Genomic DNA, 16,496 nt, shown 5'->3' with positions numbered 1-16,496 from the left:
TCGACCCGTTCGCTGATGTCACTGGCGAACTTGATGATCTTGCTCAGCTTACCTTCGGCATCGTAGACCGGGTTGTAGCTAGCCTCCAGCCAAACGACCTTGCCGTGCTTGCCCAGACGCTTGAATTGACCATTGAAAAACTCGCCGCTATTGAGGCGACGCCAGAAATCGCTGTATTCGGAGCTGCTCACCAGCTCCGGCTCGCAAAACAGTCGGTGGTGCTTGCCTTTGAGCTCTGCCAGTGAGTAATTCATGACGCCGAGGAAGTTGTCGTTAGCGGTCAGAATGTTGCCGTTCAGATCGAATTCGATCACCGCCATAGCACGATCAAGGGCTGCCAGCTTGCCTTGGGTTTGCGCCTCATTTGCCACCCGCGCTGTGACGTCGAGTGCATACTTGACCACTTTTACCACACGCCCCTGCTCATCGGTGACAGGGTTGTAGCTGGCCTCCAGCCAGACTTTCCCGCCCCGGCCATTGAGTCGCTGAAAAGTGCCGGACACGAATTGACCGGCCCGCAGCCGCTCCCAGAATTGCCGATACTCGGCGCTGCTAACCAGTTGCGGCGTGCAAAAATCCCGATGAGACAGGCTTGCCAACTGATCCGCCCGGTACCCCATCGTGCTCAAGAAGTTCTCGTTGGCACGCAGAACCTTGCCATCAGGGCTGAACTCGACAACGGCCATCGACCGCTCCAGAGCGCCAATCAATCCTTTGTAGGTTGTCAGTTCAGCTGTCCTGGCCGTCAGTTCACTTTTGAGCATTGAATTAAACATGAGATACCCTCGCAGACCGCGGAAATCAATCGGACCTTATTCATGTATCGGCGAGGCAAGTGAAGGCTGAATGGGCCTTGAATAATTATGTCTTGACGCCAGACCAACGGCACGATAAGCGCTGTTCGTGAACGAAGACGGCAAACGCCATACCGAACTGGCTCGGGGCGCCGGCGCGCCCCGGAGTCAGGACTCATTGATTGCGCGTCACCCTCCACACCGTGTTTGCCAGGTCGTCGGCAATGATCAGGGCGCCGCGCGGATCGACAGTGACCCCGACAGGCCGCCCCCGTGTTTTCCCGTCGGAACCCCGAAAGCCGGTGGCGAAGTCAACCGGCTCACCCGCGGGGCGCCCCTGGCTGAACGGGACGAAGATGACTTTGTAGCCCACCGGATTGTCGCGGTTCCAACTGCCATGCTCGCCGACGAATACGCCCTCGGCGTACTGCTCACCCATCGCCGGCAGGGAGAAATCGACACCCAGCGCGGCCACGTGCGCCCCCAGGCTGTAATCGGGTTTGACCGCGGCAGCCACTTTGTCCGGATTCTGCGGCTGGGCGCGCGAATCAACGTTCTGCCCCCAATAGCTGTAAGGCCAACCGTAAAATGCACCCTCGCGCACCGAGGTGAGGTAATCGGGAACCAAATCGGGACCCAGCTCATCACGCTCGTTCACCACCGCCCACAACTGGCCGGACTCGGGCTGGATCGTCAACGCCGTCGGGTTACGCAGACCAGTTGCGTAAGGCTTGTGAGCCCCCGTCGTGGCGTCGATCTGCCACACCATGGCGCGGTCGGTTTCGACCTCCATGCCACGTTCACTGACGTTGCTGTTGGAACCGATACCGACGTACAGGAAGCGACCGTCGGGACTGACGGTCAGGGCCTTAGTCCAGTGGTGGTTGATCTCGGACGGTAAGTCGGTGACCTTGGTGGGCGGGCCGTCGGCCTTGGTCTGGCCTTCCTGATAATCGAAGCGGACCAACGCATCCTGATTGGCCACGTATAACTTGCCGTCGGCAAAAGCCAGGCCATACGGCGCGTTGAGATTTTCGGCAAATACCGTCTTCAGTTCGTAGGTCCCGTCGCCATCGGCATCACGCAGCAATGTCAGGCGATTGCCGCCTTTGACCTGGGTGTTGCCCTGCGCCTTGATGACACTGGCGATCACGTCCTTGGGCTTGAGTTTCGCCGCATTGCCGCCGCGGCCTTCGGCCACAAGAATGTCGCCATTGGGCAGCACGAGGGTCTGGCGCGGAATCTTCAGATCGGTCGCGATGGCCGTGACGCTGTATCCCTGGGGTACCGTCGGCTTCTGCTCACCCCACGGGACCGGCTCGGCAATTTTCATGCTGGGCAACAGCCCGCGTTGGGGCTCTGGCAGTTTGGGGTCCGGGCCGCGTGCCTGAACGGCATCCCCTTCACTGCCACATCCGCTGAGTAACAACGCCATGCTCAAGGCAGTCAGTGCAATCGAATGTTTCATTGCCCACCTCCCGAGCGCGAGTGGGTAAGTCCTGTCCACGCCGTCACACAGGCCAGCAGGGTCACGATGACAGACAGCACCAACCCCATGGGCATGACGGCCCAGGCGTCCTTGGCATGCTCGAAAGCGTTGACCAGCCCCAACACCCAGGTGACCAGCAGTAGCACCGGGTACATCACGACGCGCCCCGCCTTGCGGTCCGCCCGGAGCAGATTGACGAGGGCGAACAACAGCGCCAATCCAGCCAAAACCAACCCACCGGCAATCAGCCAGGAGGCAAAGTTGCTCCACTGGATCTGATAGGTCTTGTAGTAGGCAATGTCACTCAGCAATGCCCCTAGAAACAGGGGAACGGTGCCGGCCAGCAAGATCGCGTGAAGCGGGCCGGGCGTGCTTCCGTAGAGGGGGTGAGCGGTAACGGTCATGGGGCCTCCTTATGGTTCAACGACCTGGATGGACACTCATGACGGATGAATCGGCCGATCCGGGTCGTATTGACTACGCACAGGGAAAGGGATCGTGAGGCGAAAGCGTTAGTTCCCGATTTTTCTTATCCTTACGCCTGAAGCCAAGCCGTAACGCTGGCGAACTCAGCGGCTTTGTTGAGGGGTTCATGCCAGGCAAGCCGCGCCGGCTTACCTGGCAAGAACCGGTGTTGTTCGCGCCGTCAGCCCTCCCCGACCGGCTGCAACGCGCCGGCCACCTCAGGCTTTTTTACGAACAAGCGTTGCGGCAACAGGAAGTACGCCAATGCCGGCAACAGGATCAGCGCGCCGAGCATGTTCACCAGGAACATGAAGGCCAGCAGGATGCCCATGTCGGCCTGGAACTTGATTGGCGAGAACGCCCAGGTCGCCACGGCGATTGCCAGGGTGATGCCCGTCAGCAAAACCACCTTGCCGGTGAACAGCAGCGCCCGGTAATAGGCCTCGGACAGCGTGGCGCCAGCGCGCATGTGGGTCAGGATCACGCTCAGCACATACAGGGCGTAGTCGACACCAATGCCTACCCCGAGGGCGATCACCGGCAGTGTGGCCACCTTGACGCCCATGCCCAGGCCAACCATCAGCGCCTCGCAAAGAATCGAGGTGAGCATCAGTGGCAGCACCGCGGCGAGTACCGCACGCCAGGAACGGAAGGTCACCCAGCAAAGCAGAATCACGGCGCCGTAGACCCAGAACAGCATCTCGCGCATGGCCTTCTTCACCACAATGTTGGTGGCCGCCTCGATTCCAGCGCTCCCCGCAGCGAGCATGAACTTCACGTCCGGCAGTCGCTGCTGGGCGATAAAGGCTTCGCTGGTCTGCACCACCCGTTCCAGGGTGTCGGCCTTGTGGTCGGCCAGGTAGACGTAGAGCGAGAGCAGTGAACAACCCTGGTTGAACAGCTCACGCGGCGCACGGGTCTGTACTGCGCCGAGAGCCCCATCGTTGGGGATCAGTTCGTACCACTTGAAGTTGCCCTCGTTATACCCGGCGGCAGCGATCTTGCTCAGGGCGGCCATGGAGTTGGTCGACTCCACACCCGGCAACTGCTCCAGTTGCCAGGCCAGGGCGTCCACCGCGGCGAGGGTCGGATAGCGGGTGCATTGGTCTTCCGGGGTTTTGACCATGACCACGAAAATGTCTGAACTGGCCGCGTAGTTCTGCGTCATGAAGGCCGCATCGCGGTTGTAGCGCGAATCGGGACGCAGCTCCGGGGCACCGGGGTCCAGGTCGCCGATTTTCAACTGCAGGCTGACGGCGAAACCGCCGATCGCCAGCGCCAGGCCCACCAGACAGGCGCCGTAAGCCCAGGAGCGGCGGGTGAAGAGGTCGAGGAAACTCCAGAGCGGATGCTTGACGTTCGCTTTCAACTCGGCCGTTTCGGCCCGCAAGCTGCGCTCGGCTGCCTTGGCGCCGACGCCGATGTAACTGAGCAGAATCGGCAGCAGGATCAGGTTGGTGAAGATCAGCACTGCCACGCCGATGCTGGCGGTGATCGCCAGGTCCTGGATCACCTGGATCTTGATCACCATCAGCACGGCAAAACCCACCGCATCGCAGAGCAACGCGGTCATGCCGGCGGCGAACAGACGGCGGAAGGTGTAGCGCGCGGCCACCACCCGGTGAGTGCCACGGCCGATGTCCTGCATGATGCCGTTCATCTTCTGCGCGCCGTGGCTCATGCCAATGGCGAACACCAGGAAAGGCACCAGCGCCGAGTAAGGGTCGAGGTCATAACCCAGGGTCGCCAGCAGACCGATCTGCCAGAGCACCGCCACCAAGGAGCAAAGCACCACCAGCGCGGTACTGCGCACGCAACGGGTGTACCAATAGAGCACCGTCACCGTTACCAGCACGGCGATGACGAAGAACAGCATGACCTGCGCCAATCCGGCAATCAGGTCGCCGATGATCTTGGTGAAGCCGGTGATGTGAATCTGGATGCGCTCGTTCTGGTATTTGTCGCGCAACGCTTCCAACTGCCGGGAGAGCTCGCCTGCGTCCAGTGCCTTGCCGGTCACCGGGTTGATTTCCAGCAGCGGCACGAAGATCACGCTGGACTGGAAGTTGCCTGCCACCAGTTGGCCAATCTCGCCGGAGCGGGCCACGTTGGTGCGCACCTGCTCCAGGCTGGCCGCAGAACCGTCATAGGTGTCCGGGATCACCGTGCCGCCATCCAGCCCCTCCTCTGTCACCGCGGTCCAGCGCGTGGTGGGCGTCCATAGCGATTTCATGTAGGGCTTGTCGACGCCTGGCAGCAAATAGATCTCGTCGTTGAGCCTGGCGAGAACGTCGAGGTAGTCCTTGTCGAATATGCTGCCGTCCTTGATCTGTACGGCGATGCGAATCGAATTGCCCAGACCGCTCAGTTCACTGCGCCGCTCAAGGAAGTTGGCCACGTAGGGGTGAGAGGTTGGAATGGTCTTTTCAAAACTGGCGTTAAGGCCAATCTTGCTGGCCTGGTAACCCAGCACCAGAGTGACCAACAGGCAGAACAGGACCACCCAGGGGCGGTGATTGAAGATCGCCCGCTCGCCCAGATTGCCGGAGCGCGGATCGAAATCCTCCAGCCGGGCAATCACCACTTGCTGTTCGAGGGAGGGATTATTGTCGTTCACATCGGACTCCGAATACGGCCGCGTAGGGCTCTGGCAAGTTGTTCAACGTTGGGCCGAGGAAAGGTTGTGTTTGAGGCGGGTCACGCCACTGAGGCCGACACTGATCAAACTGCCATCGGGGGCCGCGACCAGGCCGGCGATCGAGGCGCCAGCCGGACCTGTCAGATGCCGTAAGCTGCGTCCCCGGTCGGGGCTGAGCAACAAATCACCGGCCTGGCTGGCCAGGATCAACGCGCCATCAGGCAGTTGGGTGCCGCTCGACAGCGCCACCTCCAGACCGGTCTCAACGCGCCGCCATGTGAGTCCCTGGTCGCCCGACCAATAAGCATTGCCGCGCAAACCGAAGGCCACCAACTCGCCGGCAGGACTGCCCTGCAAACCGAAGAAGCTGCCGTCATAGGGTGACTCGAGCGCCTGGAAACTGCCGCCGTTGTCAACCGAGCGCAGCAGCAGACCGCGTTCGCCGACGATGAACAGCGCGCCGCCCGCAGGGCGAATGCCGTACAGGTTGAGGCCCTCGGGGTTATCCACCTGCTGCATCCACGGCTGCCAGCTATCGCCCCCATCCGTGGTATGCAGGATCAGGCCATAGGCACCGACCACGTAACCGTTACGGCGGTCGCTGAAGTACAGGTCGAGAAAGGGTTTGTCCGGGCCATCGGCGACCAGCCACTGGGCATCCTTGAGCCGCTTGGCGTCGTTACCTTGTTGCGCCGAAACCAGCGCCAGATGCGCCGCTGCAACACCATCGAGTTGCTTGACCCAGGTTTGGCCACCGTCGGTGCTGCGCAGAATCACGCCCATATGACCGACAGCCCAGCCCTGCTCGGCATCCACGAACTGCACGGCGGTCAGGCTGACGCTGACCGGCACACGCGCCTGACGCCAGCTCTGGCCGGAGTCGTCAGAGAGCAGGACGATGCCGCGTTCACCGACCGCCACCAGCCGTTCGCCGGCCCGGGTGACCGCCAGCAGCACCGCACGGGGTGCCTTGGCGCTCTGCAAGGCCGCTTGGTTGAGTAGCGCAATCCCCGGGCTGGCCGTTGCCCAACCTGACACTGATAACGCAGCCAGCAGCAAAGCCACCGGTAGCGCCCGCATGAGTGAAAAATTACCGATCATGTCCGCTCCGACCATCGCATAAGAGTTATCCAGACGCTGATCGCACAACGCGCCGATGCCTGGGCCCCGGCGCCTTGCACAATCGCTTAGCGCATGCTGTCGCTGGCCATGGCATCAGGGGTAAAAAACGCGGCCGGCGGACGCGGATAGCTCTGGTACTGCACACCCAAATCGTTGGCCGAGGAGTTCAGGAAGTAGGCCCCGGTTTCCAGGTTGTAACTGCCCCACATCATTTGAGAGGTCAGCGCCGGCATTTCAGGCGCCAGCAGGGTGAGCGTGTAGTTGTGCCGCCCCAACTTGCCTTGGGCGTCATAGCCGTCGAGCAGCAGCACTTGCCAGGAGTCCTCGTCCACGTAGTAGGTACGCTTGGGCACCACGTGACGCTTGCCGTCCTTGAGCGTGGCGCTCACAACCCAGACCCGATGCTTCTCCCAGCGCACCAGATCCGGGTTGAGGAAACCTGGCTTGACCAATTCGTCGCTGCTCACCGCCGCCGCACGGTTGTTGTTGTAAGGCACCAGCAGTTCTTTCTTGCCGATCAGTTTGAGGTCATGACGATCGGTGGGGCCGAAGATCATGAAGGCCTCGTCGAAGAATCCGACGCCCGAGGTGACGAAGTCCGGCGTATCGTATGCGACGTTCGGTGCACGGCGCACCCGACGCTGGCCGACCAGGTACTGCCAGGCGGCGCGTTTGCCGGGGTCCATGTCCCAGTGGGTCATCAGCCCCTCGCCGGCCTTGGAGGACGGCAGTTCCGTAGCCAGTTTGCCGATCAGAAACTTGCCCGCGAAGGTGTCGAGGTTGCCCTCTTTGAAGTAGTAAGGGCTCTGGTACCAGAAACGCGCGCGGGTGGCCTGGATCTTCTTGCCGCCAGCAGTCATCAGCCAAGTGTCGAACGGCGAATAGAAGGTGTCGGCGCCCTGCCAGGACAGGCGGTGGTTCCACAACACCTCGGCACCGTTTTGCGGCAATGGGAAAGGAATCCCGCCATAGGCGCCGCTGACTTTCTCAGTGGGCACATCGAGGGTGGCGCGGGTGGCGTTTGTCAGGGTGTTGTCGTACACCCACTGCGGCGCGGCAGCACTGCGCCGGGTCGGATAGATGTCCAGGCGGTAACCCGGATACTTCTGCAGCAAGGCCTTGGTGCCCTCGGCCAACTGGTCGGCGTACTGTGCCATGTTGGCCGCGCTGACCGAATACAGCGGCTTGTCGGCGGCGAACGGATCGGCACGTTTGTCGCCGTTCTTGTAGCCGGCCGGCGCCGTGGTATAGCCGCCTGTCCACTCAGGAATGCTGCCGTCCTGGTTGCCGGCGCGCTCGGCGCCGAGCGGCGTGAGCTCGGTGCCGAGCCGTGCGGCCTGCTCAGGGGAAACCGCCGCCTGCGCCAGGCCGGCACTCAACAAGGCAATGGCCAGGGCCGAAATACGCAAGGAAAATAGGCTTTGCATAGAAAATGAAACCTCTTATTAGAATGTGGTTTTCACGTACATGGCGACGAAGTCACGGTCGGCCAGGGATTGGCCGTAGCTGAAGTTGCCGTCCTCGCGCAGCCCCGCCGCCTTCTTGCCGAAGAAATTCACGTAATTGATGCCGAAGTCCCAGCGCTGCAGGTAAGTGGCTTTGAGCCCGACACTCCAGTCGCCGGCGTGGGTATTGCCGAACCCGGCCTTGCTGACAGCTGAGGAGCGTCCATCGAGGACGACGCCAAACCCCACCGGCACGCTCAGGTCCAGACCGTCGGCTACCTGGAAGTAAGCCGGCTCGGCCAGCACCCGCAGCGCCGTCGCGTCACGGGTGGTGTTGGAATCCAGTGCCGCGCGGTTGTCGGTGACGCTGAGGGTACGGTTCCAGGCCAGTTCGGCGAGCACCGAGCCGCCATCCCAAAGCGAGTTGGGCGACAGCAGGTAGATGGTCGAGAGGTTGACGTGGGCGGTCTTGCCCTTGGCGTAGAGCGCATCGCCGCTGTTGTCCGCGGCCATTCCCGGTGTCACCACCTGCAGGTTGCTCACCAGCGGAGCATCCCAACGCACCGAGGTCTCGCCGGCGAAATTGAACGGGCCATAGGCCGTGGAGAAGCTGGCGCCCAGGGTTTTGATGTCTTCGGCGTAAACCTGGCGATAGGAACCCAGGATCGGCAGCCCGGTGGCGGCAGCCGCTGCACCATCCAGATAGGCATAGAGCGCGCTCGGCGCCTTGTCGTGATACTTGGCGGCGTAGAAGCCCAGTTCCAGTTCGGTACCTTCGGGCTTGTAGCGCAGTTGCATGCCGCCTTGGCCGGAGTTCCTGGCCTCGATGTCGGAGGCGTGCACGGTGGTGTTGCCAAACACCTGGGTCCAGTCGCCGGAACCTTCGCCGATGCCATCGTTGTCACTCAGGTAGCTGCCCGCCCCCGGTAGGTTGGAACGCTCCCATTCGAACTGATAGTAGGCACCCACAGACACCTGCGGGTTGATCTGCAACTGCCCGGACACTTGATTGACCGGCCGCAGGATTTCCTTGAATTGGGTGCCGGGGACGCTGAGCAGTTTGACGATATCGCTCGGCCCCTGGGCATTGGCGATGCCATTGCCCCCGTAGAACAGGCTTTCGCCGTAGATCAGGCTATGCCGGCCCAGACGCAGGGTGCCCTGGCTCGATTCGCCGACATCGCCTCGCACGAATACGAAGGCATCGAGTAACTCGGCATCACGCCCGTGCAGCTCGCGGGTATCGTCGAGGAAGTGCCGTTGCTCGCTGCTGTCGGTGTTCTTGTTGTAGATATCGTCGTACCAGGCCGCAGCGCTGAGACGCAGGCCATAGTTTTCCCGGCTCAGGTCCATCTCACTGAACAGGTCCAGGCGGTTGGAGACCAGGCCGCTGCTGAAGTTCTTGTCGCCCTGGCTCTGGATCGAGGGGTACAGGCCGCCCGCCGTCGGCGCGTTGACCAGGTTGTCGTCGGCACCCTGCAGGCGCCAGGCCTGGCTGTACTTGAGGGTGTTGTCCCAGCGCAAACGCCATTCACTGTCGCCCAGGTCAATTTGCGCGGCCTGGGGCTGGGAGGCCCAACCGGCCAGGCAAACCGAGAGTGCCAGGGCGGAACGCTTGAAGCCTGGATAGCATCGAGAGTTGTGCATGTTGTTCCTCATTGTTCTTGTTGTTGGAAGCATGTGTTGTGAACGGGCCGGTCGCCCGTAAACGGCCGGCGGTAACTCGCGCAGGGCTCCTCGTTCAGATGTAGGTGGATGCCAGGCCGCCATCGACCGGCAGATTGACGCCGTTGATCCAGCGCGATTCGTCGGCACACAGAAAGGCAATGGCAGCCGCCACTTCATCGGCGTAGGCCGGACGCTTCATACGATGAGCGTCAGCCTCGACGCGCTCTTGACCGAGCATGCTGACGAAATCACCCAGGATGGGCGTGAACACCGGGCCCGGTGCCACGCAATTCATGCGCACCGAGGTGTGCAAGAACCAGGGTTGGGCCTGCTGGTAGTTCCAGACGATCAAGGCCTCTTTGAAATACTGGTAGCAGCTCTCTTGAGGCACCGGATGTTCGGCCAGCCAGGCCTGGCCATGGGCAAAGCTTTCCGTAGCGGCCAGCGCCTTGTGCAGGTCCAGGCGCTGCGGCCATTGCGCGCCAAGAATCGAAGCAACGTTGACGATGCTGCCTCCGGCAGCGATGCGCGGTAGCACCGCCCCACAGAGATGGCGCACCCCCAGGTAATTGACCTGGGCAACCGCTTGCGGATCGGCGGTCCCGGGGACTCCAGCGATGTTGCACAAGCCGTCGAGGGCCTGCGGCAACCGCTGCACAGCCGCATCAATGGCATCCGGGTGGCTGAGATCAGCCTGGATGAAATCGTCCAGGCTCAGGTTGGGCTCGTTGCGATCCATGCCAATGACGGTGGCCCCGTGGGCACGCAGGATCCGGGAGGTTTCGGCGCCGATGCCCGAGGAAACCCCGGTCACGACTATCCTCTTGTTGGTCAACTTCATACGGGCTTCCCGATTCTTGCTTGTACTGCCTGCTCGAAAGCGGCGACAGCCAAGCCATATTGTTATTGCCGAATTAGTTAATCTCGGTAACTAGTTGTAGCAAGCGATATGCCATCTCCGGGCAATCGCAAAGCAACCGCTCAAGCCCGGGGCATCCAGCGCAAACACAGGCAAGCAAGGGTCATGAGTGGAGAACTGGGCGGGTGAAAAAAGTGATGATTTCAGCAATTTCATGCTGCACTATGCGGATTATGATTATTCCGATTAAGGATTGGTGATGGCGGACAAGCTGATTTCCCTGGCCGAACTCTCTCGCGCAACGCCAAGCAAACCCGTGCGCGGTGCCAGCGAGCAGCTGCCACCGGGTGCACCGCCGACCCTGCAGGATCTGACTGAATGCCTGATGTTCAGCCCGGGCGACGGGCGCATCTGGTTGAACGGCGCACGCATGCTGCTGATCCACAACAGCGGCATCGGCGCGCTACGCCGAGAGCTGATTGAAAGCATGGGCCTGGCCCGCGCTCGAGGCATCATGTTGCGCACGGGCTACCATTGCGGCGCCCGGGACGCCGCCCTGATCAAGGAGCGGTTCCCCGAGGCTGACATCCTGGCGCTGTTCGCCGCCGGCCCGATCATTCATGCGATCGAAGGTGCGGTGAAAGTCGAGCCGGTGCATTTCGAATTCGACATGAACCTGGGCACCTATTACGGCGAGTTCCTCTGGCACCATTCCAGCGAAGATGATGAGCACATCGCCCACTTCGGCATCGGCACGGAACCGGCCTGCTGGATGCAGACCGGCTATGCCACCGGGTACACCTCGGCAATGGTCGGCCGGCTGATTCTCTACCGCGAGGTCGAATGCCGTTCCACCGGTTCCAGCATTTGCCGGCTGATTGGAAAACCCGCAGAGGAATGGGACGACGCCGAAGCGGACCTGGCCGACCTGAACGCCGAACCGTTCGTCAGCACCGGCGGGCGCAGCGTGACGGCCCACAGTCGCAATGATAAAGGCGCCCTGCCGACGAGCTTGCTGGTTGATCCGACACCCGCACAAGACAGCGACATGGTGGGGATTTCCTCAGCCTTCAACGCCGCCTGCCACATGTTGCGCCGGGTTGCGCCGACCCAGGCGACGGTGCTGTTCACCGGCGAGTCCGGGGTCGGCAAGGAAATGTTTGCCCGGATGCTGCATCGCATCAGCCCGCGCCACGATGAGCCCTTCGTCGCCATCAACTGCGCTGCGATTCCGGAAAATCTGATGGAATCGGAACTCTTTGGCGTCGAGCGCGGCGCCTACACCGGTGCCACTCAATCGCGCGCCGGGCGCTTCGAACGCGCCGACGGCGGCACCCTGTTCCTTGACGAGATCGCCACCCTCAGCCTGGTGGCCCAGGGCAAGCTGCTGCGCGCCTTGCAGGAAGGCGAGGTCGAGCGGGTCGGTGGCAGCCGCACGTTGAAGGTCGATGTGCGGGTGGTCGCCGCGACCAACGTCGACCTTCGTGCCGCCGCGCAACGTGGCGAATTCCGGGAGGATTTGTTCTTTCGCTTGAATGTGTTTCCGATCCACCTGCCGCCGCTGCGCGAACGCAAGGAAGACATCCCACTGCTGATGACCCACTTCCTGCATCGCTTCACCCAACGCCATGGTCGCCAGATCAGCGGTTTCACGCCGCGCACGGCCGATACGCTGCTGGCCTATGACTTCCCAGGCAATATCCGCGAGTTACAGAACTTGGTGGAGCGCGGCGTGATCAGCGCCCCGGACGGCGGCGCAATCGACTTGGCGCACCTGTTTACCAGCGGCGAACGGCTGGCCCAGCCCATGTTCTCCATCGGCACCCGCGGCCAACTGGCGGCCAGCCCCAACGACCCACCGCCGGCCAGCCCTACCAAGACCGCCGCAGCCAGTACGGGCAGTGGTGCGATTCTGGAGCTGTTTGGCGGCAAGGATCCAAGCCGGCTGTCATTGCAAGAGATCGAGGACACCATCATTGACCACTGCCTGGGCGAAGTGAAAGGCAATGTCTCGGAAGCGGCCCGCCGTCTGGGCCTGACCCGTGCTCAATTGTCCTATCGCCTGTCGCGTCGCTCGACCGGCGAGTAACGGCATCGCCGATCCGGGAAAAAGTGCGGGGGCAACGGTCTTGGACGCTTATGTTGCTTTCGATGTCCCAGCCATCCAAACCTCCTCCGTGGGAGCAAAGCTTGCTCGCGATAGCGGTGGATCCGCTCGCATCAATGTTGAATGTGCCTCAGTCATCGCGAGCAAGCTTTGCTCCCACAGGGTCTTGTGGTGAATGTGAATCTTGTGGCGATCCGGGAAAAGTGGGGGCAACTGTCTTGGATGGCTTATGTTGCTTTCGATTTCCCGGCCATCCAAACCTCCTCCGTGGGAGCAAAGCTTGCTCGCGATAGCGGTGGATCCGCTCGCATCAATGTTGAATGTGCCTCAGTCATCGCGAGCAAGCTTTGCTCCCACAGGGGTCTTGTGGAGCGTGTAGCTGCCCCGGTGAGCGCTCACGGCTTGGGCACACGATGGATAAAGCAGCGGCCGAACAGACCCAAGGTCACCTCGACCCGCTGCTTGATCTGCTCGTCGGACCAGCTCTGTTGCACCCCGAGGGTGAACAGTTTGAGCGGCTGGGAGATCAACAGCGAGTCGATCAGCTCCACCGCTGACTCGACATCTTCGTGTGCCAACAATCCCCTGCTGGCGGCCTTGCCCAACCAGCCGCGCAACAGGCTTAGGCAACGCCCGGCACCCTCCTGATACCAGATCCTGGCAAGGCCCGGCGCCGTCTCGCGTCCCTGGGCAGCCAACAGGTAGAGACCCAGTGCCAATGGCGAGAGGGTCAGACGCGCCCATAAGGTCAAGTACATGCGCAACTCGCTGAGCAGATCCTCGGCGCAGTCGATGCCGCTTTCCAATAGCAGTTCCAGGGTGGACAAGTCCCTGGCCACCAGTTGCGAGAGCAGCGCCTCCTTGCTCGCCACCAACTGGTACAGGGTCTTCTTGGAGATTCCGGCGGCGCGGGCGATGGCATCCATGGTGATGTTGGCGAAATTGCCGCTGCCAAGCGCCTGCGCCGCAGCATCCAACAGCGAGGTCATCTGCTCCTGGCGGCTGCGTATCGGCGGACGACCGCGCCTGACGGGCTGCTCAGTGGTTTCAGTCATTACGGAGCCTGTTGATCGGCATGGTGCACGTGTTCCGGTAGTGGTTTCACAGAGGTGCCCAGCTTAGCGCAGCCCGCCCCCGCAAACGTCTCACGCAGGGAATCCTCGATGAGCTGCCAAGCCTCCTGCGCCGTAGCATCAGGCCCCAGATGGGTGAACATGTGGTCGCAGTCGGTGAACATTTTTTCGTTCACCACGACACCGGCCTGGCGCAATTTCTGCGCGTAGGCCTGACCCTCAGCACGCAGGATATCGTGCTCGGCGGTGATCAAGGTGGTCGGGGGCATGCCCTGCAATTGCTCAACCGTCGCCAGCAATGGCGAGGCCAGAGGGTCCCGGGCCTGGGCCGGATCGCTCAGATAGCAGCTATTGAAAAAGCGCACCAGACCCGCACCGAGTAAGGGTTTGTCGATGGGAGAAAGCTTCAGTCCGGGATCCTGGGCCAAGTCCAGTACCGCATAGTCAATGACCTGATGCACCACCCGCAAGCGCTGATGCCCCCGCGCCAGATTGGCCACGCCGGTGGCCAGGTTGCCGCCCGCGCTGTGCCCACCGACCGCGATGCGTTGTGGGTCGATGCCCAGGGTCGTGGCCTGTTCGGCCAGCCACTCAAGCACCGCGAAGCTCTGTCGCAAACCTGCGGGAAAGGGAAACTCGGGGGCCAGGACATAGTCCAGATTGACCACCAGGCAACCCAGGTTGTGAGCCAAGCGCCGGCAATAACTGTCGTCATGCTCCGGCACCCCGGCCACAAAGCCGCCGCCATGCAGGTTCAGATACACGGGCAGAGGCTCAGTGGACGACGTATGGGGCCAATAGAACAAGGCCCGTGCCGGGCCCCACGCGGTGGGGATGAGCGTCTCGTCGAGCAAGCGCAACGGATACTGCGCCGCGTCGTAGGTGAATTTGGCTTTCATGTGTTTGGCAAAGGCGCGCAGCAGCTTGGCTTTGAAGGTTGACAGCATGTTCATGGTCATACTCCTGAACGACTCAGTGGGCAGTCAGCAATTGATCCAGCAGACCGTGGATCATTGCGCCGTAAGGCGCGCGCATCGCCAGGTTGGACTCACCGACCGGGCTCTGCACCACCACCGCCTTGGCATGGCTGAACGTACGGAAACCGTAGACACCGTGATAGGCCCCCATACCGGAGTGACCGACACCGCCAAATGGCAGCGCCTCGAACACCACATGACTCATGACGTCATTGATTACCACACCACCCGAAGTCGTGCGCTCCAGCACCTGCTGGCGCTCACCGGCGTCCTCGCCGAAGTAATACGCGGCAAGGGGTCGCGGTTGACCGTTGACGTAGTCGATCGCCGTGGCGAAATCGCGATAGGTCTTGATCGGCAACAACGGGCCGAAGATTTCCTCGCGCAGCACCTGCATCTGCTCAGTGGCATCCAGCACCAGCGTCGGAGCGATCTTGCGGGTCTGGCGATCAGCCAGGTCTTCCTGCGCCGGGTTGATCTCGATCAGCCGCGCCCCTTTGGCGCGAGCATCGACCAGATAATCCTGCAGGCGGTCGAAATTGCGTGGGTTGATGATGGAGGTGTAGTCCGGGTTGCTGTGCAAGGAGGGATACATGGCAGCGACGAAGCGCACCGCCTCGGCGACGAAATCCTCCAGGCATTCCTCCGGTAGCAGCACGTAGTCCGGGGCCAGGCAGATTTGCCCGGCGTTGAAAGTCTTCACCGTCATGACCCGCTGCACCACCGTAGCCAAGTCGGCGCTACGGGACACCAGCACGGGTGACTTGCCGCCCAGCTCCAGGGTCACCGGCACCAGATTGTCCGAGGCGGCACGCATGATGTGCCGGGCCACTGCCGTCCCCCCGGTAAAGATCAGGTGGTCGAAGGGTTGGGCACTGAACAGCGCGCCGACTTCGGCATCACCCAGCACCGTGGTCAGTTCATTCTCGTCAAAATATCGGGCGATCAATTGGCCCATCAATACCGAGGTTCGCGGGGTCAGTTCCGAAGGCTTGAGCATGGCCCGGTTACCGGCGGCGAAAATACTCGCCAGCGGCCCGAACGCCAGTACGATGGGAAAATTCCAGGGGCTGATCACGCCCACCACGCCCAACGGCTGGTACTCGACCCGCGCCTCACTGCCGGGGAAGGGTGACGGATGCGATTGCGCTTGCATCCACTCGGCCAGATGCTCACGGCAATGCTTGAGGCTTGCCACGGAACCGCCAATATCGGAAAGCAGCGTCTGTTCGCGGCTGCGATTGCCGAAGTCCGCCGATACCGCCTCAACAATGGCTTCACGGTTATCCAATAGCAATGCAATGGCCCGGTCCAGTCGGTCGCGCCGTAGTTCCAGGCTCGCCGGCCCGTCGGCCAGGTGGGCCTGCTTCATCTGTGCAAGCCTGGCAGTGAGTTGTTCGGTGCCGACGGGCGCCGCGGGGTGACCGGGAATGTTCATGGCGTAGGTTCCTGCTGGTTATTGTTATTGAACAGCACTAAATACCCTATGAGCAGGCGCACAAACCTACTCGCAACATGGAGTATGCCTAAAAATCCAAGAAAGGAAACCGTTAGGTTTCTTAATTTTAAACAATCGTTCATGAAAGACACCCCCTGTAAACAGGCGTCAAAACCGATAATTCAGGGCGAGACAGGAAAAAAATGTGAGTCCCTCGGCTGGAGACTTTCGTAACGTTTTAGCGTTGCTAGCGAACCAAGCCCTCGCAAACTGATTAATTTTTATAATTATTTTACTCATACCCTTCCATGCACCGCAGCGATTGGCCTAACGGATGAAGTGCATTTGACTCTCCTGACTTAATGGTCCAGTTTTTAGCTAACGGGAGGTTTCGCAGGTTTGTGACAGGCATGACCTCCCC

11 protein-coding genes and 1 pseudogene are annotated in these 16,496 nt (G+C 61.5%); 1 reads left to right on the top strand and 11 read right to left on the bottom strand.

The window, feature by feature from the left end:
• Positions 1 to 8: 8 nt before the first annotated feature.
• The 8 genes and pseudogenes from HU811_RS27690 to HU811_RS00660 all read right to left on the bottom strand — a co-directional run.
• A pseudogene (locus tag HU811_RS27690) lies at positions 9 to 686 on the bottom strand (PAS domain-containing protein); the annotation flags it as partial.
• A gap of 283 nt (positions 687 to 969) precedes the next feature.
• On the bottom strand, positions 970 to 2,262 hold the full coding sequence (locus HU811_RS00690) for a PQQ-dependent sugar dehydrogenase (protein WP_186653228.1): 1,293 nt from the start codon (positions 2,260 to 2,262) through the stop codon (positions 970 to 972).
• Positions 2,259 to 2,687 carry a DUF2231 domain-containing protein gene (locus HU811_RS00685; protein ID WP_186653226.1) on the bottom strand — a complete coding sequence of 143 codons (429 nt, stop codon included), beginning with the start codon at positions 2,685 to 2,687 and terminating at the stop codon, positions 2,259 to 2,261. Before HU811_RS00685 ends, HU811_RS00690 begins: the two co-directional genes overlap by 4 nt.
• 242 nt (positions 2,688 to 2,929) lie before the next feature.
• Entirely contained in the window at positions 2,930 to 5,365 is a 2,436-nt protein-coding gene (locus HU811_RS00680) for an efflux RND transporter permease subunit (RefSeq protein ID WP_186653225.1), read from the bottom strand.
• Between the two features lie 42 nt (positions 5,366 to 5,407).
• Positions 5,408 to 6,502 (bottom strand): WD40/YVTN/BNR-like repeat-containing protein, encoded by a 1,095-nt coding sequence (locus HU811_RS00675; RefSeq protein WP_437179478.1) that lies wholly within the window; start codon positions 6,500 to 6,502, stop codon positions 5,408 to 5,410.
• A 71-nt stretch (positions 6,503 to 6,573) separates the two neighbouring features.
• Complete coding sequence (locus tag HU811_RS00670; RefSeq protein WP_186653221.1) at positions 6,574 to 7,935, bottom strand: DUF1329 domain-containing protein; 1,362 nt, start codon at positions 7,933 to 7,935, stop codon at positions 6,574 to 6,576.
• An 18-nt stretch (positions 7,936 to 7,953) separates the two neighbouring features.
• Complete coding sequence (locus tag HU811_RS00665; protein ID WP_186653219.1) at positions 7,954 to 9,600, bottom strand: DUF1302 domain-containing protein; 1,647 nt, start codon at positions 9,598 to 9,600, stop codon at positions 7,954 to 7,956.
• Positions 9,601 to 9,694: 94 nt separating this feature from the next.
• Complete coding sequence (locus HU811_RS00660) at positions 9,695 to 10,462, bottom strand: coniferyl-alcohol dehydrogenase (protein ID WP_186653217.1); 768 nt, start codon at positions 10,460 to 10,462, stop codon at positions 9,695 to 9,697.
• Positions 10,463 to 10,739: 277 nt separating this feature from the next.
• Here HU811_RS00660 and HU811_RS00655 point away from each other — a divergent pair, with 277 nt between their 5' ends.
• Positions 10,740 to 12,569 (top strand): sigma-54-dependent Fis family transcriptional regulator, encoded by a 1,830-nt coding sequence (locus HU811_RS00655; protein WP_186653215.1) that lies wholly within the window; start codon positions 10,740 to 10,742, stop codon positions 12,567 to 12,569.
• Positions 12,570 to 12,982: 413 nt separating this feature from the next.
• Here HU811_RS00655 and HU811_RS00650 read toward each other — a convergent pair whose 3' ends face one another.
• From HU811_RS00650 to HU811_RS00640, 3 genes are read right to left on the bottom strand one after another with little or no spacing between them, the layout of a single operon-like run.
• Complete coding sequence (locus HU811_RS00650) at positions 12,983 to 13,642, bottom strand: TetR/AcrR family transcriptional regulator (protein WP_186653212.1); 660 nt, start codon at positions 13,640 to 13,642, stop codon at positions 12,983 to 12,985.
• A complete protein-coding gene (locus HU811_RS00645) occupies positions 13,642 to 14,613 on the bottom strand; it encodes an alpha/beta hydrolase (protein WP_186653210.1) in 972 nt (323 codons plus the stop codon). Before HU811_RS00645 ends, HU811_RS00650 begins: the two co-directional genes overlap by 1 nt.
• 19 nt (positions 14,614 to 14,632) lie before the next feature.
• Positions 14,633 to 16,075 (bottom strand): coniferyl aldehyde dehydrogenase, encoded by a 1,443-nt coding sequence (locus HU811_RS00640; RefSeq protein WP_186653207.1) that lies wholly within the window; start codon positions 16,073 to 16,075, stop codon positions 14,633 to 14,635.
• Positions 16,076 to 16,496: the final 421 nt, after the last annotated feature.

The sequence above is a fragment of the Pseudomonas tehranensis genome (assembly GCF_014268615.1).
In the GTDB taxonomy this organism is placed as follows: Bacteria; Pseudomonadota; Gammaproteobacteria; order Pseudomonadales; family Pseudomonadaceae; genus Aquipseudomonas; species Aquipseudomonas tehranensis.
Note: the sequence above shows the minus strand (reverse complement) of the source record. Positions and strands in the feature narration are given on the sequence as shown.